The following is a 24,342-nucleotide window of genomic DNA, read 5'->3' as shown; positions in this document are numbered from 1 at the left end:
CCGACAGCCGGCTCAGTTGTCCGCACCCTCGGCCTGGTCGGCCAGGGCCAGGCGGCGGGACTGGGCCAGCAGAAGGGCGTCGCGGCCCAGGAGCCCCACGGTGAGCACCCCGCCCAGGGCCTTCCACAGGAGGCCCGGGGCGATGAAGAGCAGGACCATGGCGGCGATGATCGGCACCAGGTGCTTCATGGCTCGCCACACGTAGCCGCCGAAGCTGGGCATCTCAACGCCGTCGGACTCGGCGACGGACTTGACCATGAAGTTCGGGCCGTTGCCGATGTAGGTGATGGCTCCGCACAGGACGGCGCCCAGCGAGATGGACACGAGGTACAGCTCGGGAACCCCGGTCCCGGCCACAGGAACGCTCCCGGGGTGGGGGACCTTGCCGGCCATCTCGAAGAAGGTCGCGTAGGTGGGGGCGTTGTCCAGGACGGAGGAGAGCCCGCCGGTGAAGATGAAGAAGGTGACCTCGTTGAGCGGCAGCGAGCCGGCCACCTCGTCGAGGTAGTGCAGGGCCGGGATCATGGTGAGGAAGATGCCGATGAACAGGATGCCGACCTCGGCGATGGGCCCCCAGGTGAACTGGTTGTCCTTGAAGCGGACCTCCCGGCTGCCCAGGAAGTAGGAGCCGGCAGCGGAGCCCAGCATGATGAACTCGCGCACGGGGATCCAGTCGCCCAGGGCGGCGTGCCCCTCCTCGATGGCATGAGCGTCAACGGAAGGGGCGAAGGCGACGGCGGCGATGATGACGGCGAAGAAGACGAAGTTGAGCGAGCCCTTGAGGCCCAGGGGCTCGATCTCGGTGTCGTCGTCGTGCACGGCCTTGGCGGGCTCCTGGGAGTAGTAGTAGGAGTCCAGGGCGTAGTAGCTCACCAGCAGCATGACGTTGACGAAGAGGTACTCGCGCAGGAGGTTGAAGGTCCAGGTGAAGGGAACCCCGCGCAGGAAGCCCAGGAACAGGGGCGGGTCGCCCAGGGGCGTGAGGAGGCCGCCGCAGTTGGCCACGATGAAGATCGTGTACAGCACCGTGTGCACCCGGTAGTGGCGCTCCTTGTTGGTGGCCAGCAGGGGCCGGATGAGGAGCATGGCGGCGCCGGTGGTGCCCACGAAGGAGGCGATGGCTCCGCCGATGGCCAGGAAGATCGTGTTGTTGCGGGGCGTGGCCCGGATGTCGCCCTTGAGGAAGATGCCTCCGGAGACGACGAACAGGGCCAGCAGGAGGCAGATGAACTGGACGTACTCCACCACGGCGGCGAAGACGGACGTCCAGCCCAGGGCGACCCACATCCAGGCGGCCACCGGCACCCCCAGGCCCACGGCGACGATCAGCTGGCTGGAGTGCTTCTCCCACCAGTGGGCCGTGGCCGGGATCAGCGGCAGGACGGCGATGCAGGCGAGCATGCCCGCGAAGGGCAGGACGGACCACCACTCAAGATGCACGGCAATTTCCTCACAGAATCGGGACTGTTCGCGTCACCATACCGTCCCGGGCATCAGTTTCCCCGGTGAGGGCCTGTGGTCTCTCGTGCTGAGACCAACTTTCCGGCCTGCTGCGGCCACGGGGCGCGCCGGGCTCAGATCCAGCCGGCCAGCACCTTTCTGGCCTGCTGAGCCAGGGCGGCGATGGCGCCGTCGGAGTCGTTTCCCCAGGGGATGTAGTGGAAGCTGCCGCCCCCGGCAGTGGTGAAGGTCTCGCGGTTGAGCTGGTTGATCTCCTCGAGAGTCTCCAGGCAGTCCGAGACAAAGCCGGGACAGATGACGTCGAGGCGGGGGCAGCCGGCACGGCCCAGCTCTTCGACGGTGTCGATGGTGGCCGGCCCGATCCAGGCGGCGGGCCCGAAGACGGACTGGAAGGTGAGCCGGGCGAGGCCCTCGGGCAGGTCGAGCCGCCGGGAGAGGAGCTGGGCGGTGCGCTCGCACTGGGAACGGTAAGGGTCTCCGGCGTCGTGCATGGCCTGGGGGATGGAGTGGAAGGACAGCAGGAGACGCTCGCCGGCGGCCGGGTCGGGACGGCCATGGACCTGCCAGTGCTGCTCCAGGGCGGTGGCGAGGGCCTCGATGTAGGCGGGCGCCGTCTCGAAGGAGCGGATGGTGCGTAGCTCGGGCTGGTTGCGGGAGGCCAGAATGAAGCGGGCGGCCTCATCGACGACGGTGCCGGCCGAGGAGGCGGCGTACTGCGGGTAGAGCGGGATGAGGGCGATCCGGCGGCAGCCGGCCTCCATGAGCTCACCCATGACATGCCGCAGAGCCGGCTGCCCGTAGCGCATGGCGATACGTACCTGGACCGATTCGCCGAGCTCGTCCTGGAGCAGCTCGCCCTGGCGCTCGCTGTAGTGCATGAGCGGGGAGCCCGAACGGCTGGTCTCCTCGCCGGGGCGCCAGATGGTGGCGTACTTCTCCGCTGACGCGCGAGGGCGCACCCGCAGGATGATGCCTTCCAGGACGGGTCGCCACAGGAGGGGGTGCATCTCGACGATCCGTCGGTCGGAGAGGAACTCCCGCAGGAAGGGCCGGACGGCCCTGGCCGTGGGGGCCGCCGGCGTGCCGAGGTTGGCCAGGATGAGGGCGGGGCGCTCGTCCGCGCCACGCGGGTCAGGGATGGTGGGGCTCAGGGGCACGGAGGTCCTTGGGAGGGAAGGATCGTTCTCGACGACGGCGTTGAGCGACGTCGGCCTCACTCTAGCCGAGCGGCGCCCCCATCAGCAGGGGAAGACCTTGAGCGGCCCGCGCCTGCTGGATCGCCGCAAGGACCTTCTTCCTGCTCCACGTCACAAACTCCAGATCGCCTCCCCGTGCGGTTGAGATAACGACGGTGACGTGAAGGATGACGACCCTGGGGCGCACAGCAAGGATGTCAGCGATGGGTATACGCAGCCGGCTTCGCTCACTGTTGAGATTCATGGAGTGCGGCTCGAAGACGACCCCCGTGGTGGTGACCAGCAGATGCCCTCCACGCGCCACGCGCCCCCCGCGCACCAGTGAGAATGGCGGGCAGCGAGATGAACCGCTCCAACCAAGAAGCAGGCCGGTCGAGATGGTTCGCCGGCACCCTGAGAAGGATCTGCGCCTCAGGTGTCATCGTCATAACCGTCCCCCTTCGATTCCACCCAGCTATCGGCCTGCCGTCAGCCTACTGTTTCGCCCGCGAAGCACGATGGGTAGAACCGCCCTCAACACACAGATCCTCTCGCAAAGAGTCGCTTCGCGAGGTAGACCTCTCTGCGGCCAGCAGCACGGGACGCTCTCGCCTCCCTGCCTCCAGCAGTCGCCGCTTTGCAGGCTCACTGGGTCAGGGCGCGGGTGACGGTGTCAGCCATGAGACGGCCGCGCAGGGTGAGGACTGCTCGGCCCCGCATGGCCGCGCCGGCGTCGAGGAGTCCATCGCCAACGAGGCCGGCCACGACGGGTACCAGGTGCGGCGGGGTGGCTCCAGCCACGTCAGGCCGGTCTGCTGAGGGGCAGTCCGGCCGGTTCCCGAGGCTCGCCAGCTCGATGCCCTCGCGCAGGCGGATACCCAGCATGATCCGCTCCAGCTCGCGGGAGTCGGCATCAATGACCTCGTGCCCGGCCACAGGCAGGTGTCCGGTGGCGATCTGCCCGGCCCAGGCGACCGGGTGCTTGGTGTTCCACAGGCGCACGTCCCCCAGGTGGGAGTGGGCGCCGGGCCCGGCTCCCCACCAGTCCCAGTCCAGCCAGTAGGCCTGGTTGTGACGGCACTCGGAGCCGGGCCGAGCCCAGTTGGAGATCTCGTAGCACTCGTAGCCGGCCTGTCCCAGGGCGGCGTCGGCCATCTCGTACTTGGTGGCCTCGTCGTCGTCCTCGGGCATCGGCAGCTCCCCGCGGCGCACCTGCCCCCACATGCGAGTGCCCTCCTCGATGACCAAGGCGTAGGCGCTCACGTGGTCCGGGCCGATGCGGGTCACCGCCTCCAGGGAGCGCTGCCAGTCCTCCAGGGACTCCCCCGGCGCCCCGTAGATGAGGTCCAGGGAGGTGCTGAGGCCCGCCCGTCGCGCCCACTCCACCACGCGGGGCACCCGGGCAGGCTCATGGGTGCGCTCCAGGACCTTCAGCACGTGGGGCACGGCCGACTGCATCCCGAAGGAGACGCGGGTGAAGCCGCCTTCGGCCAGGGCCGCCAGGCCGGCCTCGTCCACGGAGTCCGGGTTGGCCTCCGTGGTCACCTCCGCGTCTGCTGCGAGCCCGAAGCACTCGCGCACCAGATCCAGCATGCTCACCAGATCGGCGGCGGGCAGCATGGTGGGGGTTCCTCCGCCCACGAAAACGGTCTGCGCAGCGCGCACCGGCAGGCCCGCCTCGTCCATGGCGCGGCGGGCGGCGCGCAGCTCGCCGGCGAGGGTTCCCACGAAGTCCTCGGCCGAGGCGCCCTGCCCCATGGCCAGGTTCGTGTAGGTGTTGAAGTCGCAGTAGCCGCAACGCACCCGGCAGTAGGGCACGTGCAGATACACCGAGAACGGGCGCTCGCTGCCGTCCGGTGCGGACGCGGCCACCTGCACCGGCAGCTCCCCCAACCCCGGCAGTGGCTCCCCCACTGGCTGGGCCGGGCTCACTGGTCGCCGCCTTGCTCGGCCTGCTCATCCTCGCCGGACAGGACGCCGGCGGGAATGGCCGGCTCGGGCCTGCCGGAGTCGCCGGCGCGGGCCGCGATCTGGGCGCACACGGTCATGAGCACCAGCACCCCCACGACCATGGCGAAAGGGGCCACCCAGCCGCCACTGTGCTCATGGACCCAGCCCATGACCACCGGCCCCGTGGCGGCCAGGCAGTAGCCGGTCGTCTGGATGACGGCGGTGGTCCGGCGGTTCTCGTCAACCGACTCCGAGCGACGGATGACCAGGGTGAACAGGGCGGCGAAGAAGGCGCCGTGCGCGATGCCGGAGAGCATGCAGGGCACCAGCCAGTAGGCGGGGGCCACTGTCAGGCAGACCGGCAGCATGAGCCAGCAGGCGCAGATGATGCCCAGGACCCTGCTGGCCGGCCACCCCAGCGCCTCGAACATGACCGGGACCAGCAGGGGTCCCACGATTCCCAGCAGGGAGAACACGGAGGCGGCGACGCCCGCACCGGACTCACTCATGGAGAGCTCGTCGACCAGCGCTGTGGGTAGCCACCCCGAGATCGCGTAGTAGGAGAAGGTCTGGGCCGCGAAGGCCACCGCCATCACCCAGGTCAGGGGGCGTCTCCAGACGGCGGTACCGGTCGACGACGTCGGACGGGCCAGGGAGCGCTCCGTCACCCAGGAGGTCATGCCCGATCGCTCTCGCAGGCTCTGCCGGGGCGCCTGGCTACCGGGAGGGAAGACCCACAGCCACATGGCACCGGCCAGCAGCACCGGGATGGCGGTCCAGGCGGCGGCCGAGCCCTGCCAGCCGATGAGGAGGGCCAGCGGCACGGCCAGGGCGGTGGCCGCGGTGACGATGACGTTGCAGGTGGAGGAGTACAGGCCCGTCATGAGTGAGGTGCGGTGCCAGAAGTCGCGGCCGATGACCATGGGCGCCACCAGGTTTCCCATCGTCAGCCCCGCCCCGATGATGACGGTTCCGGCGAAGGCCGCCCAGGTGGTGCCGGCCGAGCGCAGCAGTGCCCCGGCCAGAGCCATTCCCAGGGTGAGCAGGCCCGCGGTGTTGATGCCGACGCGGCGCACCACCATCGAGGCCAGCGGGGTGAGCAGACCGAAGCACAGGATCGGCACGGAGGTCAGTGCGCCGCGCGCCACCTCCCCCATCCCCAGGTCCTGCCCCAGGCGCGTCAGCAGGGGCGGGATGACGCCGACCGGTGCCCGCAGCACCGCGCAGAAGCCCAGGAAGCCGGCGACGATGACCATGAGCCAGGCGCGGCGGGGCAGCCTGGCAGCTGCGCTCACGACCGGTCCGCCGGGTGCAGCAGGCCGTCGCTGCGTCCCTCACGCAGGCGCCAGGGCTGGGACTCCAAGTGGTTCCAGGCCTGCCCCTCGGCCTCGAGGTGATCCAGCATGGAGGCGCCCCGCTCAGGGATCCAGGCCACCTCGGTGCGCACGGCGGTCAGGTCGCGGATCGTGCGCCCGGCATCCAGGCCCCGCTGCTCGAAGCGGGTCATGACCCGACCCTCGTAACGGGGTGACCACCCGCCGCGCACGCCCGCCGGGGAGCCCGGGTCCAGGCCGTTGCCCAGGCTGTCCTCCTCGGCGGTCTCGGCCCCCAGGTCGGGGCGGGCGCCGGCGTCGTCGTGCCGGAAGTAGGGCAGGGTGATGTCCGGGCGCAGGCCGGCGGGCAGCGCCGCCACGGCCTCGATGACGTCGCGCATCTGCCAGGCGTAGTCGGCCCAGTCGGTGGCCAGTCGCCACATGCCGCCGGGACGCAGCACCCGCGCCACCGAGTCGGCGAAGGCGGTGGTCACCAGGCGGCGCTTGCGGTGGCGGGGCTTGCGCCAGGGGTCGGGGAAGAAGACCCACACCTCGCTGGCGCAGGACACCGGCAGGGCCGTGGCCAGCAGCTGGGAGGCGTCGGCGGGGACGACGCGCACGTTGTGCAGGCCCTGGCGGTGGATGGAGGTCACCAGGCGGGCGATCGCGGTCTCCCAGACCTCCACCGCCAGGTAGTCAGCCCCCGGGTGGGCGGCGGCATGGGCCAGGAGGGCCTCACCGCTGCCCGAACCGACCTCGACGATCAGCGGCCGCACCTGCCCCATGTGCCCGAAGACCTTCTCCGGCTCGAGGCGGAAGCTCGGGGACACGGTGCGCACGGCGTCGGCCCGCGGCACATCGACCACGTAACGGGGGCCGAGCTGGGCCAGGGCCTCGGCCTGGACGGGGCGCAGCCTGCCGCCGGCGCGCGAGAAGGAGCGCACCCTGGAGTGGATGGCGTGGGAGCGGGGCGGGTGGTGCTGAGCCATGCGGAGCCTTGCGTCCTTTACTTCTGTGAGGTCTCGAAACCGTCTGCCCGGGGTCGTTGGTCACTGAGCGGCGCCGTCAGCCGACCTGCTCGTGGGCGGCGGCGCGCACGTACTTCTTGGTGAAGTCGGCGATGACGCAGTTGCCGAAGATCTCGGAGTTGAGCAGTCCCTGGGCGTCGCGCGGGTCGTGGTGGGCGAACCAGCGCCGGCAGGTGACCCGGTGCCCCGGGGAGGAGACCACGCGCACCTCGTCGCCGGTCTGCACCGCCCCCTCGGTGAGCACCGACAGGTAGACGCCCACCCGGTTGCGCGCCGAGAAGACCTCCACCCAGTCCGCACGACCCACACCACGGGCGAAGGTGGCGCACGGGTTGCGCACGCCGGTCACCCTGACCCGCAGTCCCCCGTTGCTCGGGTCGCCGATGGACAGGATCGCGCCGATCTCCACGTCGTCGATATCGCCCTCGATGAGGAGGTTCTCCCCCAGCCGCCCCGGCTCAATACCTCCCAGGACCTCGGACCAGTGCCGCTGCTCGGCGGCGCTCATGACGTAGAGGGCCTTGTCAGTGCCCCCGTGGTGGGCGCGGTCCCCGTGCCTGTCGGTGATGATCCCGGTCCGGCTCACCTCAACCGGCCCGTCGACGGCGCCCTTGTGGATCGCCGAGACGCCTGCCGGACCGGCGTCGGGCCGCATCTCCTTGACGGTGCACACCGCGCCGACGGTCCCCACCAGGTCGCCGTCGTGGAACGGTGAGGGCTCGTCCTGGTGACGCCCGTCAGCACCGGCGTGGGGCTCCCCCAGGACCCGGGCCAGCTCCCGGGTCAGGACCAGCCCGGAGCCGTCATCGCTCAGGGCAGCGTCAACCGTGGTCTGCCTGCTTGTGTCACTCATGTCCGCAACCGTCCTTCCGTCGTCCGCCGGCGCCGTCCTGGTCCTACTCGGTCCTACTCAGCCCTGCTCGATCCTGCTCGTGCCCGCAGGCTGCGCTACTTGCCCGGCTTGGCGCCGGTGGGAGTGTCCGCGCCGAGGGCTGCGATGAAGGCCTCCTGAGGCACCTCGACCCGGCCGATGGCCTTCATGCGCTTCTTGCCCTCCTTCTGCTTCTCCAGCAGCTTGCGCTTACGGGTGATGTCACCGCCGTAGCACTTGGCGAGCATGTCCTTGCGTAGTGCCCGGATGGTCTCGCGGGCGATGACGCGGGTGCCGATGGCCGCCTGCACGGGGACCTCGAACTGCTGACGCGGGATGAGGTCCTTGAGACGCTTGGTCATCATGACGCCGTAGGAGTAGGCCGAGTCGCGGTGGACGATGGCGCTGAAGGCGTCCACCTTGTCCCCGTTGAGCAGGATGTCGACCTTGACCAGGTTGGCGTCCTGGGAGCCGTCCGCCTCGTAGTCCAGGGAGGCGTAGCCGCGGGTGCGCGACTTCAGGGCGTCGAAGAAGTCGAAGACGATCTCCGCCAGCGGCAGCACGTAGTGCATCTCCACGCGGGACTCGGAGAGGTAGTCCATTCCCTGCATGGTGCCGCGACGCGACTGGCACAGCTCCATGACCGTGCCCACGAACTCGCTGGGGGTCAGGATCGTGGCCCGCACCACCGGCTCGGAGACGGAGGAGACCTTGCCCTCGGGGAACTCGCTGGGGTTGGTCACCGTGTGCGTGCTGCGGTCCTCCATCGTCACCTCGTAGACCACGGAGGGGGCGGTGGAGATGATGTCCAGGTTGAACTCGCGCTCCAGGCGCTCGCGGATGATCTCCAGGTGCAGCAGGCCCAGGTAGCCGCAGCGGAAGCCGAAGCCCAGGGCCACGGAGGTCTCCGGCTCGTAGGTCAGGGCGGCGTCGTTGAGCTTGAGCTTGTCCAGGGCGTCGCGCAGGGCCGGGAAGTCCGAGCCGTCCACCGGGAACAGTCCGGAGAAGACCATGGGCTTGGGGTCCTGGTAGCCCGACAGGGGCTCGTCGGCCGGGGCCGCCGCGGAGGTGACCGTGTCACCGACCTTGGACTGGCGCACGTCCTTGACCCCGGTGATGAGGTAGCCGACCTCGCCTGCCCCCAAGCCGGCCGACGGCGTGGGCTCGGGGCTGATGACGCCGATCTCCAACAGGTCGTGGACGGCCTTGGTGGAGAGCATCTCGATGCGCTCGCGGGGCTTGAGGGCGCCGTCGACGACGCGCACGTAGGTGACCACGCCGCGGTAGGTGTCGTAGACGGAGTCGAAGATCATGGCGCGGGCCGGGGCCTCGGGGTCGCCGTGCGGGGGCGGGACGGTCTCGACGATCCGATCGAGCAGCTCGGGCACGCCCTGCCCGGTCTTGCCCGAGACCTTGAGGATGTCGTCGACATCGCAGCCGATGAGGGAGGCGATCTCCTCGGCGTGCTTCTCCGGCTCGGCGGCGGGCAGGTCGATCTTGTTGAGGACCGGGATGATGGTCAGGTCCCCCTCGATGGCCATGTAGAGGTTGGCCAGGGTCTGGGCCTGGATGCCCTGGGCGGCGTCGACCAGAAGGACCGCGCCCTCGCAGGCCGCCAGGGAGCGGTTGACCTCGTAGGAGAAGTCGACGTGCCCGGGGGTGTCGATCATGTTGAGGGCGTAGGCGCGCGTGACGCCGTCGTCGCCTTCGATGGCCCAGGGCATGCGCACGGCCTGGGACTTGATGGTGATGCCGCGCTCACGCTCGATGTCCATGCGGTCCAGGTACTGGGCGCGCATGTCGCGGGGCTGGACGACGCCGGTGGCCTGGAGCATGCGGTCGGCCAGGGTGGACTTGCCGTGGTCGATGTGCGCGATGATGCAGAAGTTGCGCAGCCGGGCCTGCTCGGTGGCGGCGGGCTGGACGCTGGTCATCTGCTCTGGTGTGGGGATCGGTGACACGGAGATCGGTTCCTGGCTCTTCCTCATATCCGGCATGGGTCTGGCCCAAGTCTCCCACGACGGCGGCCCGCCACCCCAGCCCGCCGGGCCAACCCACAGTGTGAGGTGCGGCCACGCGCCGGTTCCCCACACCTCCCGCGGGCGCAGGCGTAGGCGTAGGCATAGGCGAGCCCGCCACCGGGCACCGATCGACTTAGGTTAGCCTTCCTCGCATGCTGGAACGGATCCACTCCCTGCCCTATCCCGGGGTCTTCCTGTTCTTCTGGTGCCTGGCCATGATGCGCTCGCACACCATGTACTGGATCGGCCGGGGCATCACGGCGGGGACCGCGCGCACCCGGTGGGTCTCGCTGCTCGAGTCCCCCGTGTACGCCCGAGCCCAGGCCTGGTCGGCGCGCTGGGGCGTGCTGGCCGTGCCGGTGTCCTTCCTGACCGTCGGCATCCAGAGCGTCATCCAGCTCTCCGCGGGCGTGGCCCGCATGCCGCTGCGCCGCTACGTGGCGGCCACGGCCGCCGGGGCGATCGCCTGGGCCGCCGTCTACACGACCATCGGCATGGCGATCCTGACGGCCTGGCTCACCGGACCGACAGGGCGTCTCATCTGCCTCCTGATGCTCACGGCCCTGGCGCTCATCGTGGTCATTCGCCGCAGTCGGGTCATGCGCGCAGGCCGCGGCAGCGGGCGTCGCGAGCGCGTCTGACCCGGGCAGCTCCGGCCCCAGAGCCCGCTGGGGAGGCCTCCCCACACTCACCGGTGGGAGTTTTCCGCCGTCTCATGCCAGAATCGTCGCATTCCGGGTTCCTGTGCACTCCCTGTCCCGAGACGTCCCTACCGAAAGCCTCCCCACCATGACCCTCAGCAGAAAACGCGTCCTGCTCATCGTCGTCGCCTCCGTCGCGACAGTCTGTCTCATCGCCGTCGGCCTGGTTCGCGCCGGAGTCATCGGCGGACACAAAGCCACCGCTGCGGCATCGGCCTCCGCCCACGGCAACGCGGCGAAGGTCACCGAGCCCAGTGACCGCTTCATCATCTCTTACGCCGAGAACTCGGCGGCGGGCAAGGTCATCGCCTCCGCGAAGGCCTACGGAGAGAACGTCCTCAACTCCCTGCCCGCCAAGGACAAGGAGGCACTGACCGCCGCCGCGGGCAAGTTCTCGGTCAAGCTGGAGAGCGTGACCGCTCACGCCATGAGCACTGCTGCCGTGAAGCTGAGTGACAAGCTCACCGTGGATCAGGTCAAGGAGTTCATCTCCACGCTCGAGGCCGCCGACGGTATCGAGGCCGTCGAGCCCGATCTGCACGTCACCGCCCTGGGCGACACCTCCGCCCAGGACCGCAATGTCCCCAACGACCCCTACTTCTCCAAGCAGTGGGACATGACCTCGGGCTCCTACGGAATCAACGCCACCAACGCCTGGTCGCAGTCCACCGGCAAGGGCGTCACAGTCGCTGTCATCGACTCCGGCATCCTGACCGACCACCCGGACCTCAAGGGCCAGCTCCTGCCGGGCTACGACTTCATCGCCGACGCCGAGAGAGCCCGCGACAACGACGGCTACGACGCCGATCCCTCCGACGAGGGAGACTGGTCCGAGCCGGGTGAGTGCTCCGCCTATGACGGAGGCAGCAAGCACCAGGACAAGGGCCAGCAGTCGACTTGGCACGGTTCCCATGTAGCCGGAACCATCGCCGCGCGCACGAACAACGGCGATGGTGTCGCAGGTGTCGCCCCGGACGCCAAGATCGTGCCCATCCGCTTCCTGGGCCGCTGCGGCTCCGACGGCGCCAACCTCGTCGACGCCATCACCTGGGCCTCGGGCGGTAAGGTCAACGGCGTACCGGTCAACAAGAACCGCGCCCAGGTCATCAACATGAGCCTGGGCGGCCCTGGCGTGTGCACACGCTTCCTGCAGAAGACAATCGATTCCGCTGTCGCACGCGGCTCCATCATCGTCGCCGCCGCCGGCAACAGTGATGAGGACGCCGGTAACGTCAATCCTGCCAGCTGCGAGAACGTCATCACCGTCGGTGCCACCACGAGCACCGGGGTCCGCTCATCCTTCTCGAACTACGGTGACACCGTCGAGATCTCCGCCCCCGGTGGAGAGGACGGCAGGACCAGCCCCAAGATTCTGTCCACGACCGACGAGTCGCCGTCTGCCCCACAGACCCCCGCTTACTCCTTCATGATCGGTACCAGTCAGGCGGCTCCCCACGTCTCCGGCACCATCGCGCTGATGCTGTCCGCCAACCCCGATCTGAAGACCGCGGAGATCGTCACCATCCTGCAGAACACGGCCACCCCCATGGCCAAGTGCGACCGAAGCTCCTGCGGTGCCGGCATCGTCAACGCGGCCTCCGCCGTCGCCGAGGCGAGCAGCAAGAGCACCAAACCCAGCAGCAAGCCCAGCGCCACCACCGGTGGAAGAACCCTCCGCCTGGGCAACTGACGCAGACGAGCACCTGAGGCGCACCGATGCCTGTGCACGCCACACGACAGGTGCGGGTAGGCGTCTCATCTCCGGCCGACGATTTGGTCACGTCACGACCTCGTTCTACCCTCGGTGCCATGACAGCGTTCCGTGACCGCCAGTGGTGGTGGCTCCCCTCAAGGCGAGCCGCCATCATCCTGACGCGTTAGGACCTTCCGGCTCGCTCACCGCGGGCCCGCCCGACGCATGAGTGAGAGGCCCGCCTGAACCCCGATCTCAGGAAAGAGGCCCCATGTCACCCACCGTGCCAGACTCCGTGCCAGACACTGCCCCCGAGGCCGCACCGTCAGCCGTCTCACCTACTGTCTCACCCACTGTGCTGACGCGCTCAGTGCGCTACCACGCCGACGGCGGTGCCCTGCTGGAGCAGCTGACTCGCTCCGGCCTGCTGCGCACCACTGCGGGCCCGGCCGCGCAGGGCGGCTCCGTGCGCCCGGTGGACTGCGTCTTGCTGGAGAGCGCCGACATCACGACCAAGGCCTCGCGTACCACGGTCGCCGTCCTGGAGGCCTCGGCCAGGCTGACGTGCTGGGGCGGGACCGTGATGGCTGAGGCGCTGGAGGCCGTCGATGGAGGAGCCCCCGGGGCCGATGGTCTGGCGGCTCTGGCGCGGCTTGAGGCGGGGCTGGCCGAGCACGTCACCGACCGCCGCCCCGGCCGGCTGACTCTGACCCTGCCCACGATCTGCGACGACGACCCGTCCATCGAGGAGCGCGAGCGGCTCACCGCCCTGTCCACGATTGAGCCGCTGCGCCTCCTGGCCCGGGCCGAGGTCGACCACCCCCACCTGCCGCTGGAGGCGGGGGCCTTCGCCTTCGACTACCTGTCCACCTTCGAGTCCCTGCCCGAGGTGGCCCAGGGCGCCAACACCTGCCCCGACTACCTCTTCTACGACGCCCGCATCATCCTGGTCGTCGACCACCCCACCCAGGAGGCGACCCTGGTGGGGGCCTCGGTCGACGCCGCCGACCTGGAGCGGCGCATGGAGGCGTTGGCCGCCGCCATCGACGGGATCGAGGACCCGGCCGGCAGCGCCGACACAGCTGCCGACACAGCCGTTGAGGCACCGGCACCGGCCGGTCGCCCTGACTCCCCCGTCCTGCACGCGGTGCCCACCGTCTCCAACGCCGACTTCGAGGCGGTCGTGGAGGAGATGCGCGGATACATCGCCGACGGCGACGTCTACCAGGTGGTGCCCTCGCGCGGCTTCACCATTGACTGCCCCGATGCGCTGGCCGCCTACCACGTGCTGCGCCATGCCAATCCCAGCCCCTACATGTTCTACCTGGCCGCCCCGGACTTCGAGCTCTTCGGCGCCTCCCCGGAGTCGGCGCTGCTGTACTCGGTGCGCAGCGGCCGGGTCGCCATCCGCCCCATCGCTGGGACCCGGCCGCGCGGGCTGCACCCCGACGGCTCGGTGGACCACGAGCGCGACACCCGCCTGGAGCTGGAGCTGCGCACCGACGCCAAGGAGGTCGCCGAGCACGTCATGCTCGTGGACCTGGCCCGTAACGACGTCGCCCGGGTCAGCCGTCCGGGCACCCGCAGTGTGCAGGACCTGCTGCGCGTGGACCGCTACAGCCGAGTGATGCACCTGGTCTCGGAGGTCTCCGGCGAGCTGGCCGAGGACCTCGACGCCCTGGACGCCTTCCGCGCCTCCATGACGATGGGCACCCTCACCGGGGCCCCCAAGCTGCGGGCCGCCGAGCTCATCCGCCAGGCCGAGGGCGTGCGTCGCGGCTCCTACGGCGGCTCGGTGGGGTACATCCGAGGTGACGGGGAGCTGGACACCTGCATCGTCATCCGCTCCGGCTTCGTATCCGCCGGCACCGCCCTGGTCCAGGCCGGGGCCGGTGTCGTGGCGGCCTCCTCCCCGGCCGCAGAGGCCGCCGAGACCGTCCACAAGGCCCGCGCCGTCCTGGAGGCGGTCGCCGCCGCACAGGGCGCCACCCTCGTCATCGACCAGACCAGCAGCCAGACCGGCAGCCGGACCGGCAGCCAAACCAGCAAGGAGGCCTGAGCCATGCCCCTCACCAGCAGCCAGAGCACCAGGCAGGCCACCGGGAGTCTTGCCGAGGCATCGGCACCGGCTCGAGTGGTTCTACTCGACAACCGCGACTCCTTCGTCTACAACCTCGTCGACCAGTTCGCGACCCTCGGCTCCCAGATCGAGGTCTACCGCAACAACGTGCCGGCCTCCCGGGTGCTCGCCGCCCTGGAGCCCACCGAGGCCGAGCGCCAGGCAGGGCGGCGCCCGGTCCTGTGCCTGTCCCCCGGGCCGGGCTACCCGGCGACGTCGGGCTGCCTCATGGAGCTCATCGCCACCGCCCTGGATGAGGCGATCCCCACGCTGGGTATCTGCCTGGGGTTCCAGGCCCTGGTCGAGGCCTGCGGCGGGCGGGTCGCCCCGGTCGGCCCGGTCCACGGCCGCTCCGACCGCCTCGAGGTCACTGAGGCGGGACGCGCGGACGAGGCCTTCGCGGTCCTCGACAGCGGTCCGCTGGACGTGGCCCGCTACCACTCCCTGGGCACGCGCACACTTCCTGAGGCACTTGTCAGCCTTGCCCGGACTACCCCGACAGATGAGGACCCAAGCGGAGGCATCGTCATGGCGGCCCGGCACCGGTCGCTGCCCGCGGTCGGGCTGCAGTTCCACCCCGAGTCGATCCTCACCCCGCAGGGCCCGGCCCTGCTCAAGGCCGTCACCGCCGGCCTGGCCCGAACCCCCTGAGCCACACCTGCGCCCCGTCGGCCCGCACATACCGACGTCGGAGCCACCGTTCGGGCAGAATCACCCTCGAGCGCTCGACCAGCCTCAACCACCTGCGAAGGAGCTACAGACCAATGAGTCAGACCAACAGCGCGGCCCCGGCCGCTGCGCAGACCGCGCCTGCTGCCACGGCGCAGGAGGCGCACGAGCTGCTGCGAGAGGTGGTGCAGGGACGGCGCCTGAGCCGCGAGCAGGCCTCCGCGGTCTTCGCGGCCCTGGGCGCCGGCGAGCTGTCCGAGGTGGAGACGGCGGCGTTGCTGGCGGCGCTGCACGCCCGCGGTGAGGAGCCCCAGGAGGTCGCGGGGGCCGCGAGCGCCTTCCGCCAGGTGGCCCGGGACTTCCCGTCGGTGTCCTTCCCGCTGGTGGACGTCGTGGGCACCGGGGGCGACGGCGTGGGCACGATCAACATCTCCACGGGGGCGGGCCTGGTGGCCGCCTCAATGGGGGTCGCGGTGGCCAAGCACGGCAACCGGGCCGTGTCCTCCAAGACGGGGGCGGCCGATGTCATCGCCGAGCTGGGGCTGCCGCTGGACGTGGAGCCGGCCACGGCGGTCGAGCTGTTGGCCCGTGACCACTTCACCTTCCTGTTCGCCCAGGCCTACCACCCGGCGATGCGGCACGTGGCCCCGGTGCGCAAGGCGCTGGCCACGCCCACGATCTTCAATGTCCTGGGACCGCTGGTGAACCCGGCACACCTGACCTTCCAGCTCATGGGCGTGTGGGACCCAGGCATGCTGGACATGATCGCTGAGGCCATGGTCCAGCTGGGGCGCGAGCGCGCGCTCGTGGTCCACGGCTCGGGCCTGGACGAGATCGCCGTCCACGGCCCCACCCTCGTGCGTGAGGCGACACCCGACGGGGTGCGGGCCTACGAGGTCACGCCTGCGGACCTGGGCGTGCCCGCCTACGAGCTGGCCGACCTGCTGGGCGGGGAGCCGGCCGACAACGCCCGCCTGCTGCGCGAGGCCGTCTCGGGTGAGGGACGGCCCGCCCACCGCGACGCCATCGCCGTCAATGCCGGTGCCCTGCTGTACCTCACCGGCCGGGCCGACAGCCTTGCCGACGGCACTGCGGCGGCCCTGGAGCAGATCCTTTCCGGTGGCGTGGCCCGCCACCTGGAGTCCATGACCAAAGCCAGTGACCTCGCCACTGAGACGGCCTGAGGAGAAGCCGTGACCACCCCCGACACCGCCCCCGTCCCCGCCGCGTCACCCGATGGCGCAGGCCCTGGCGAGCGCACCCACCGTGAGCCGGTCGAGGCGCGCCTCATCGCCACGGGCACCGTCCTGGACTCCATCGTCCAGGCGCGCCGCGAGCGCATTGATGAGCTGCGCGCCCGTTTCGGGCACCTGAGAGCCGAGGACCTGGAGCGCTCGCAGCGCTCCTTCGCGGCCGCCCTGCGCACCCGTAGCGGCCAGGGCCGCAGCCCGCAGCCTGCTCTCATCATGGAGTGCAAGGCGGCCTCGCCCTCACGCGGCACCATCCGCTCCGACTACGACCCGGCTTCGCTGGCCGCCCAGTACGCGCCCTACGCGGCCGCGGTCTCGGTGCTCACCGAGCCCGATCGTTTCAACGGCTCCTTCGACGACCTGGCCGCTGTGCGCGAGGTGGTGGACGTCCCCGTCCTGTGCAAGGACTTCATCGTCGATGAGGTCCAGGTGCTGGCGGCTCGCAGCCTGGGGGCGGACGCGGTCCTGCTCATGCTCTCGGTGGTGCCCGACGACGTCTATCGTGAGCTGGCCGAGCTGGCTCACAGCCTGGGCATGGAAGTGCTCACGGAGGTCTCCACGCCTCAGGAGATGCATCGCGCTTCGGCCCTGGGGGCGGAGGTCATCGGCATCAACAACCGTGATCTGCGCACCTTGGAGACGGATCTGGCGCGCACCGAGGAGATGGCTCCCCTGGCCCCGGCCGGGGTGGTGCTTGTGGGTGAGTCGGGGGTCGGTGCTGCCAAGGACGTGCGGCGCCTGTCGGGCCTGGTGGACGCCCTCCTGGTGGGCTCGTCCCTGTCCGGGGCCCCGGAGCCGGCCGAGGCCGCTCGTCAGCTGGCCACCGCGGTACCGCTGCCTCAGGGCGAGGGCACGTCGTCGGCCCTGGACCGGGACGGCCAGGAGACGGGGCACCACCCGCGCCTGCCGGCCTTCTTCGGACCCTACGGAGGCCAGTTCGTGCCCGAGCTGCTCATCCCGGCGCTGGACCAACTCGAGGACGCCTTCATCGACGCCCAGGCCGATCCGGCCTTCGCCGCCGAGCTGGAGACGCTCATGACCCGCTACCTGGGGCGTCCCACGGCGGTCACCGAGCTGCGCAACCTGCCACTCGAGGGCAATGCCCGCATCCTGCTCAAGCGCGAGGACCTGGTCCATGGTGGCGCCCACAAGGGCAACCAGGTTCTGGGGCAGGCCCTCCTGGCCAAGCGCATGGGTAAGCGGCGCATCATCGCCGAGACCGGCGCCGGCCAGCACGGGACGGCCACCGCCATGGTCTGCGCCCTGCTGGGCCTGGACTGCACCATCTACATGGGGGCCACCGACGTCGTGCGTCAGGCGCCCAATGTCGAGCGCATGGAGCTCATGGGCGCCACGGTGGTCCCGGTGGACAGTGGTGCGGGCACGCTCAAGGACGCCGTCAACGAGGCGCTGCGCGACTGGACGGCCTCCTTCGCCGACACCCACTACCTGCTGGGCACGGCGGCCGGGCCTCACCCCTTCCCCACGATCGTGCGCGAGTACCACCGGGTCATCTCCCGGGAGGCCCGCGCCCAGGTCCTGGGTCTGACGGGGCGGCTGCCGGACTCGGTCATTGCCTGCGTGGGCGGCGGCTCCAACGCGATCGGCATGTTCGCCGAGTTCATCGATGACCCCGGGGTCGAGCTCATCGGGGTTGAGCCGGCCGGTGAGGGCCTGGACACCTCCCGCCACGGCGCCCCCATCAACAAGGGGCTGGTGGGGATCCTCCACGGGGCGCGCAGCTACCTCATGCGCACCTCGGAGGGACAGGTCGAGGAGTCCTTCTCGGTCTCGGCGGGCCTGGACTACCCGGGCGTGGGGCCCGAGCACGCCTGGCTGTCGGACACCGGCCGGGCCCGCTACGTGGGCATCAGTGACGACGAGGCGATCGAGGCCTTCCGCCTGCTGTCGCGCCACGAGGGGATCATCCCCGCGGTGGAGTCGGCCCACGCCCTGGCTCAGGCCCTGGCCATGGCCCGCCGGGTGCCCGACGGCGAGGAGCCCCCGATCCTACTGGTGTGCCTGTCGGGCCGTGGGGACAAGGACCTCGACCAGGTGCAGGCGAGGCTGGGCGGCTCCTTCTCCACTGACGGCGCCGTGGCCAGGGCCTCGCGCATGGTGGAGCAGATGGGCAAGCGCACCGAGTACGCGGGTCTGAACGCCACCAGGGGCACCAGCCCGTACGCCGGCCCGGATGAGGAGTTCTGAGATGAGTCGTTATCCCGCGATGTTCGCCGCCCTCAAGGAGCGCGGTGAGGGCGCTTTCGTCCCCTTCGTCATGGTCGGTGACCCCGACCCGGACACCAGCGAGGCCGTCATCGAGGCGCTCATCGCCGGTGGGGCCGACGCCCTCGAGCTCGGCGTGCCTTTCACCGACCCGGTCGCCGACGGCCCCACGATCCAGAAGGCCCATGTGCGGGCCCTGGCCGCGGGTGTGGGTTTCCAGGACTGCCTGGAGGTGGTTCGGCGGGTGCGCCGGCGCCACCCGTGGCTGCCCATCGGCATGCTCATCTACGGCAACGTGCCCTTCGCCATGGGCCTGGAGCGCTTCTACTCCGAGTGCGCGCAGGCCGGCATCGACTCGGTGCTGCTGCCCGACGTCCCGATCCGCGAGTCGGCCCCCTTCAGCCGGGCCGCCGAGGAGGCCGGTGTCGACGCCGTCTACATCGCCCCGCCGTCGGCCGCGGCCGAGACTCTGGACGCAGTGGCGGCGGCCTCACGCGGTTACGTCTACGCCGTCTCCCGGGTGGGGGTGACCGGCACCGAGCGGGCCTCCTCCACCGTGGGGCTCGCCGAGTCGGTGGAACGCCTGCGCGCCGACGCCGCCGCACCAGTGATGCTGGGCTTCGGCATCTCCACGCCCGAGCAGGTCGCCGAGGCCATCGCAGCCGGTGCCGACGGCGCCATCAGTGGATCGGCCACGGTCAAGATCGTGGAGCGCTACGCCCCCGAGATCATGGCGGCAGCCAGCAGCAACAACGGCGCAGGCGGTAACGAGGAGCGTCGTCACTACGCGCTCGGAGCGCTGCGCAGTGACCTCGTCGCATTCACCGCCACGATGAAGGAGGCCACGCGCCCGCACTGACGGGGCGAAGTCTGGCAGACGAGCCGCGAAGAACCACGACAAAGGTCGGTTGCACCGAAAGCTGGGCGCGACCGACCTTTGTCTATTCCTTTCATGAAGGCGGGGAAAGCGGCTCTTCGCGTTTGAGGGTGTGGTAGCTGGAGCCTATTGAAGTGCATAGGTGGGGTGGGTGCGTCGTTGCTTGGGTAGAGGTCGAGGTCTCCCGATGATGGGAGCTGCTACACAACCGTCACGAGAGACCTCGACGTGCCTGAGACTACCTTCGCCTGCCCTGATCTGACGACCTTCCTGGGCCTGGATGCCCTGGGACTGACCGCGGTGGGTCAGCTCCTGACCTCGACGAGAGCCATTGTGGAGTGCCGCATGCCGATCGGGTTCGAGGACCCCTTCTGCAGAGCCTGCGGCGCTCAGGGAGTATCCCGTGGGACGGTGGCCCGACGCCTGGCCCACGTGCCGGTGGGGTGGAGGCCCACGCAGCTGGTGGTGCGCGTGCGGCGCTTCGCCTGCACCCACTGCCGTCGAGTGTGGAGACAGGACACGAGCGGCCTGGCTGAGCCCAGGGCGCGGCTGACGCGCTCGGCGGTGGAGTGGGGGCTGCGGTCCCTTGCCCTGGAGTGCATGTCGGTCTCCCGGGTGGCAGCCGCTCTGGGGATCTCCTGGCACACCGCCAACAACGCAATCCTGACCCGAGCCGAGCAGATCCTCAACGAGGCGCCAGACCGCTTCAAGGGGGTGGAGGCTCTCGGAGTTGATGAGCATGTGTGGCGCCACACCAGGCGGGGCGACCGCTATGTCACCGTCATGATCGACCTGACTCCCGTGCGCGACCGCAGTGGTCCGGCGCGTCTGCTGGACGTGGTCCCGGGTCGTTCCAAGAAGGTCCTCAAGACCTGGCTCTCCCAGCGCGACCAGGAATGGCGTGGGCGGGTCGAGGTGGTAGCCATGGACGGTTTCACCGGGTTCAAGAGCGCCGCCGGCGAGGAGCTCCCACAGGCTCGGGCGGTCATGGATCCCTTTCACGTCGTGGCCCTGGCGGCCCGCAAGCTTGACCAGTGCCGCCGGCGGATCCAGCGGGCGATCACGGGCCGGCGGGGCCGAGCGGGTGACCGGCTCTACCGGGCCCGGCGCACTCTGCTGACCGGGGCCGGCCTGCTCACCGATGCCCAGGCCGAGCGCCTGGAGAACCTCTTCGCCGATGAGCGCCACGCTGCGGTCCAGGCCGCCTGGGGCGTCTACCAGCGCCTCATCCAGGCCTACCGCACCGAGGAGGCGGGCCTGGGAAAGTACCTGATGCAACGGCTCATCGACTCCTTGAGGCAGGCCGTCCCCGACGGGCTGGAGGAGATCCAGACACTGGCCAGAACCCTGACCGAAAGAGCCTCCGACATCCTGGCCTACTTCGACCGCCCCCGTACCTCCAACGGCCCCACCGAAGCGATCAACGGACGCCTGGAGCAACTACGCGGCATCGCCCTGGGATTCCGCAACCTCACGCACTACACCATCCGCAGCCTCATCCACACCGGACGCCTCAAAGACCACCTGGCAGCAACCACCTAAACCAGCCGATAAGCCCCGCCTAAAACACCCTCAAATACGAAGAGCCGGGAAAGCGCGGCAGAAGAAGCACTGCACCATTTCCATAGCACTGTGTTCAGAGATATATTAAAGGACCGGTCGGCGTCCCTTCCGATCATTTCAGTGAAAGGCATGCTCATGCACGTCCCACCTCTCCCATCCACTCGTCCGTGGCGGCGCCTCCTGGGTGTCGCCATGGCTCTTCCCCTGCTCACCGTCGGCGCCGTCGCCGCTCCGGTGAGCGCAGCCGTCCCAACCGCCGCCCCGGACACCGGTATCACCGTGGAGGGGCGCTATCATCCCGCTGGCGCCGGCTGCCACGGCTCCGACAGTGCCGAGGGCTGCCTGAGCTGGGGTGTCCGAGTCCCCTCGACCGTCGCCCCGAACTCATCGACCACCATCACCATTGAGGCCGACTCCGTGCCGGGTCAGTGGACCTGGTCCTGCCCCTCTCCGGACGGCGACAGGGTGGCCGGGACCAGTGCCTTCTACATTGACAGAGGCAAGGACGAGCCCGTAACGAAGCTGGCCGACTCCGGCCTGGGTTTCTTCGACCACCTGTACTACAACCATCACGGGGACAGCGCCGGCTCGGTCACAGCCGCTTCCTGCACTCCTGAGCACCTGAGCCTGACCTACGAGGTCAACTTCGACACCGCCCGGGACCAGAGCTCCTATCTCGACCTGGACCTGGGGACCACAGTCGTGGCTCCCGGCGCGGACGCGCGCAGCTACACCTTCAGCCCGAAGATCACGACCTCCACGGGCAGCCTGGTTCTCACGCCCACCGCGACAGCCAAGAAGCCGGCTGCCAGCGAGGCTCACGCCACCGTGTCCACCCAGGAGGTCGCGGTCGACGGCGCCGCCAAGGACACCTCCCGCTTCACCATGACGGCGCGGAACGACTCCACCACACCCCTGTCCAACTTCACCATCTCCGCCGGCCGGTCCAGAGGACAGGCACAGGTGGGCACCCTGACCTGCGACCTGACCTCCTTCGGAGGCAAGGTCGTCTCCGCCACCGGACCGGCCGAGAACCTCACGGTCTCCAGCGGAGCGGCAAAGGTCCCTCAGGGCAAGGAGATCACCTGCCAGGTCGACCTGACCGGCGTCACGGGACGCAACACGGTCATGGCCGCACTGACCACCGGCAAGCAGACCTTCTCCAGCGACTACACCAAGGATCGCCCCATCAGCGAGGTGAAGGTCGAGCCCACTGATCGCGAAGTTGAGGCCGCTCCCACCGGCACCTACGAGGTCGAGGTCGGCTACTCCGTCACCTTCACCAACACCACCGACGCCGACGGCCACACCTCCAATATCGTCCTGCACCCCCCGATCCCGGCCGGCTTCAGCTTCATGTACGTGTTGGACAGTGGCGTCCCGTGGTGGATCAGTATGGACGACTACGCGCTCCAGCCCGATGGCTCCATACCCCTGTCCACGAGCGACACCCTGTACGCCCACTCCTCGACCACGATGACCTTCACCGCCTTCTACGAGGTCAAGGCCGAGTCGGTCACCGAGGACACCTGGAAGTCCCTGGGCACCTGCGACCCCAAGGACCCCTCCAAGGGACTGACCACCCAGATCGACGTCGTCGGCAGCGACGGGGTTGAGCCCGGCACCTACTCGGCCTGCACCGTCGTGACGCGCACGAAGAACTGAGCACGAGCTCAGGTCGATCAGCCCGGCTGGTTGAAGGTCGGATAGGTGAGTATTTCACCTATCCGACCTTCATATGGCTGTCTCCCGCAACGGAAATCCCATTCAGTAAGAAGCAGTCCGTTGAAGACGCAATTCGTTCCTTACTCCATTCACCTCACTTCACCTCACTGAAAGGCGCGCTCATGCACTTCCCATCCTCCCCACCCTCTCTTCCCTGGCGGCGCCTCCTGCGCATCGCCCTGGCTCTTCCCCTGCTCGCCGCCGCAGCCGTCGCCGCCCCGGCGTCCGCTGATACCGACATCACCGTGGAGGGGCTGTATCACACGGCCGGTGCAGGCTGCCATGGCTCCGACAATGCCGAGGGCTGCCTGAGCTGGAAGGTCCGCATCCCATCAGCCATCGCCCCGAAGAGCGCCACGGACGTCACCATTGAGGCCGACTCCGTGCCGGGCCAGTGGACCTGGACCTGCCCCTCCCAGAACGGTGACGAAGTGGCCGGGACGAGCTCCTTCTACATCGACAATGGCGACGGTGAGCCCCCGGCCTTGATCGTGGACTCCGAGCTGAGCTCCATCTCTGAGCTGTACAACCCCCTGCTGGGTGAGCCCATCGGCTCGGTCAAAGCCGTTTCCTGCACTCCTGAGCACCTGAAGCTGACCTATGAGATCAGCTTCTACCTCCAATGGGACAAGAGCAGCTACCTCGACCTGGATCTGGGGACCACGGTGGCGGCTCCCGGTGCGGACGCGCGCAGCTACCGTTTCACCCCTACCGTCGAGGTCTCCACGCGCAACGCGATTCTTCAGCCCACCGTCACGGCGAACAAGCCCGCTGCCAGCGAGGCTCACGCCACCGTGTCCACCCAGGACGTCAGGGTCGACGGCGCCGCCAAGGACGCCTCCCGCTTCACCATGACGGCGCGGAACGACTCCACCACCCCGCTGTCTCACTTCACCATCTCCGCCGGCAAGTCCAAGGGGCAGGCACAGGTGGGCGCCCTGACCTGCGACCTGACCGCCTTCGGAGGCAAGGTCGTCTCGGCCACCGGACCGGCTGAGAGTCTCAGCGTCTCCAGCGGAACGGCGAAGGTCCCCCAGGGCAAGGACGTCACCTGCCAGGTGGACCTGACCGGCGTCGTGGGACGCAACCGGGTCAAGGCCTCACTGACCACCGGCAACCAGACCTTCTCCAGCGACTACGTCAACCACCGGCCGGTGATTGAGGTGGAGACTCATCCCACGGATCTCCTGGTCGAGGCCGAGCCCACCGGCACCTACGAGGTCGAGGTCGGCTACACCGTCACCTTCACCAACACCACCGACGCCAACGGATCCAGCTCCGATATCGTCCTGCGGCCCGGGATTCCGGCCGGCTTCACCCTCAAGAGCGTGACAGGTACCGGCACCCCGTGGTGGGTCGGCCCGGACAGCTATGCCCTTCAGGACGACGGCTCCTTGTCCTTGCGCACCGGTGACTCCCTGAACGCCCACTCGTCAACCACGATGACCTTCACCAGCACCTACCAGGTCAACGCCGAGGCGGTCACCGCGGAGACCTGGAAGTCCCTGGGCACCTGCGACCCCCAGGACCCCTCCCGGGGGCTGACCATGCAGATCGACGTCGCCGGCAGCTACGGCGGCACCGAAGCGGGGAGCCAGACAATCTGCACCCCTGTGACGCGCTCCGGGAACTAGTACCTCTCCGACGCGATTCTCCGGGCGCACCGCACCGTCACCCCATTCGCCGGCGCCACCGGTGGT

Annotated in this window: 17 protein-coding genes; 10 read left to right on the top strand and 7 right to left on the bottom strand. The window is 69.5% G+C overall.

The window, feature by feature from the left end; genetic code table 11:
* Nucleotides 1-12: 12 nt before the first annotated feature.
* The 7 genes from HMPREF9058_RS04180 to lepA all read right to left on the bottom strand — a co-directional run bounded on the left by HMPREF9058_RS04180 (nt 13) and on the right by lepA (nt 9,795).
* Entirely contained in the window at nt 13-1,440 is a 1,428-nt protein-coding gene (locus HMPREF9058_RS04180; RefSeq protein WP_009405747.1) for a sodium:proton antiporter, read from the bottom strand.
* Nucleotides 1,441-1,574: 134 nt separating this feature from the next.
* On the bottom strand, nt 1,575-2,618 hold the full coding sequence (gene hemH, locus HMPREF9058_RS04175; protein ID WP_009405426.1) for a ferrochelatase: 1,044 nt from the start codon (nt 2,616-2,618) through the stop codon (nt 1,575-1,577).
* Between the two features lie 663 nt (nt 2,619-3,281).
* Complete coding sequence (gene hemW / locus HMPREF9058_RS04165) at nt 3,282-4,568, bottom strand: radical SAM family heme chaperone HemW (protein ID WP_009747317.1); 1,287 nt, start codon at nt 4,566-4,568, stop codon at nt 3,282-3,284.
* Nucleotides 4,565-5,881, bottom strand: coding sequence for a CynX/NimT family MFS transporter (locus HMPREF9058_RS04160; protein WP_009405741.1), 1,317 nt, complete (start codon nt 5,879-5,881; stop codon nt 4,565-4,567). The genes hemW and HMPREF9058_RS04160 overlap by 4 nt, the downstream gene beginning before the upstream one ends.
* A complete protein-coding gene (trmB, locus tag HMPREF9058_RS04155) occupies nt 5,878-6,888 on the bottom strand; it encodes a tRNA (guanosine(46)-N7)-methyltransferase TrmB (protein ID WP_009747482.1) in 1,011 nt (336 codons plus the stop codon). Before trmB ends, HMPREF9058_RS04160 begins: the two co-directional genes overlap by 4 nt.
* A 76-nt stretch (nt 6,889-6,964) precedes the next feature.
* Complete coding sequence (locus HMPREF9058_RS04150; protein WP_009406472.1) at nt 6,965-7,780, bottom strand: MOSC domain-containing protein; 816 nt, start codon at nt 7,778-7,780, stop codon at nt 6,965-6,967.
* 95 nt (nt 7,781-7,875) lie between these two features.
* A complete protein-coding gene (gene lepA, locus HMPREF9058_RS04145; RefSeq protein WP_050797988.1) occupies nt 7,876-9,795 on the bottom strand; it encodes a translation elongation factor 4 in 1,920 nt (639 codons plus the stop codon).
* A gap of 176 nt (nt 9,796-9,971) precedes the next feature.
* Between lepA and HMPREF9058_RS04140 the strand changes: the two genes are divergently transcribed.
* The 10 genes from HMPREF9058_RS04140 (at nt 9,972) to HMPREF9058_RS04095 (ending at nt 24,276) form a co-directional block, all read left to right on the top strand.
* Nucleotides 9,972-10,460 carry a DedA family protein gene (locus HMPREF9058_RS04140; protein WP_009747378.1) on the top strand — a complete coding sequence of 163 codons (489 nt, stop codon included), beginning with the start codon at nt 9,972-9,974 and terminating at the stop codon, nt 10,458-10,460.
* Between the two features lie 148 nt (nt 10,461-10,608).
* Entirely contained in the window at nt 10,609-12,210 is a 1,602-nt protein-coding gene (locus tag HMPREF9058_RS04135; RefSeq protein ID WP_009747540.1) for a S8 family serine peptidase, read from the top strand.
* 274 nt (nt 12,211-12,484) lie between these two features.
* Entirely contained in the window at nt 12,485-14,272 is a 1,788-nt protein-coding gene (locus tag HMPREF9058_RS04130; RefSeq protein WP_009747503.1) for an anthranilate synthase component 1, read from the top strand.
* 3 nt (nt 14,273-14,275) lie between these two features.
* The gene (locus HMPREF9058_RS04125; RefSeq protein WP_009406252.1) at nt 14,276-14,983 is read left to right on the top strand and encodes an aminodeoxychorismate/anthranilate synthase component II; all 708 of its coding nucleotides are present in this window, start codon (nt 14,276-14,278) and stop codon (nt 14,981-14,983) included.
* Nucleotides 14,984-15,096: 113 nt separating this feature from the next.
* Nucleotides 15,097-16,185, top strand: coding sequence for an anthranilate phosphoribosyltransferase (gene trpD, locus HMPREF9058_RS04120; RefSeq protein ID WP_009405624.1), 1,089 nt, complete (start codon nt 15,097-15,099; stop codon nt 16,183-16,185).
* A gap of 9 nt (nt 16,186-16,194) precedes the next feature.
* Entirely contained in the window at nt 16,195-18,459 is a 2,265-nt protein-coding gene (trpB, locus tag HMPREF9058_RS04115) for a tryptophan synthase subunit beta (RefSeq protein WP_009747539.1), read from the top strand.
* 1 nt (nt 18,460) lies between these two features.
* Entirely contained in the window at nt 18,461-19,336 is an 876-nt protein-coding gene (gene trpA, locus HMPREF9058_RS04110) for a tryptophan synthase subunit alpha (protein ID WP_009405899.1), read from the top strand.
* A 246-nt stretch (nt 19,337-19,582) separates the two neighbouring features.
* Nucleotides 19,583-20,896 (top strand): ISL3 family transposase, encoded by a 1,314-nt coding sequence (locus tag HMPREF9058_RS04105; protein WP_009405997.1) that lies wholly within the window; start codon nt 19,583-19,585, stop codon nt 20,894-20,896.
* A gap of 156 nt (nt 20,897-21,052) precedes the next feature.
* Nucleotides 21,053-22,582, top strand: coding sequence for a hypothetical protein (locus HMPREF9058_RS04100; RefSeq protein WP_050798011.1), 1,530 nt, complete (start codon nt 21,053-21,055; stop codon nt 22,580-22,582).
* 182 nt (nt 22,583-22,764) lie between these two features.
* Nucleotides 22,765-24,276 (top strand): hypothetical protein, encoded by a 1,512-nt coding sequence (locus tag HMPREF9058_RS04095; protein ID WP_009405758.1) that lies wholly within the window; start codon nt 22,765-22,767, stop codon nt 24,274-24,276.
* The last annotated feature ends 66 nt before the right edge of the window (nt 24,277-24,342 follow it).

The sequence above is a fragment of the Actinomyces sp. oral taxon 175 str. F0384 genome (assembly GCF_000223355.1).
GTDB classification, from domain to species: Bacteria; Actinomycetota; Actinomycetes; order Actinomycetales; family Actinomycetaceae; genus Actinomyces; species Actinomyces oris.
The sequence above is the reverse complement of the archived record's forward strand: the minus strand, read 5'-3'. Positions and strand labels throughout refer to the sequence as shown.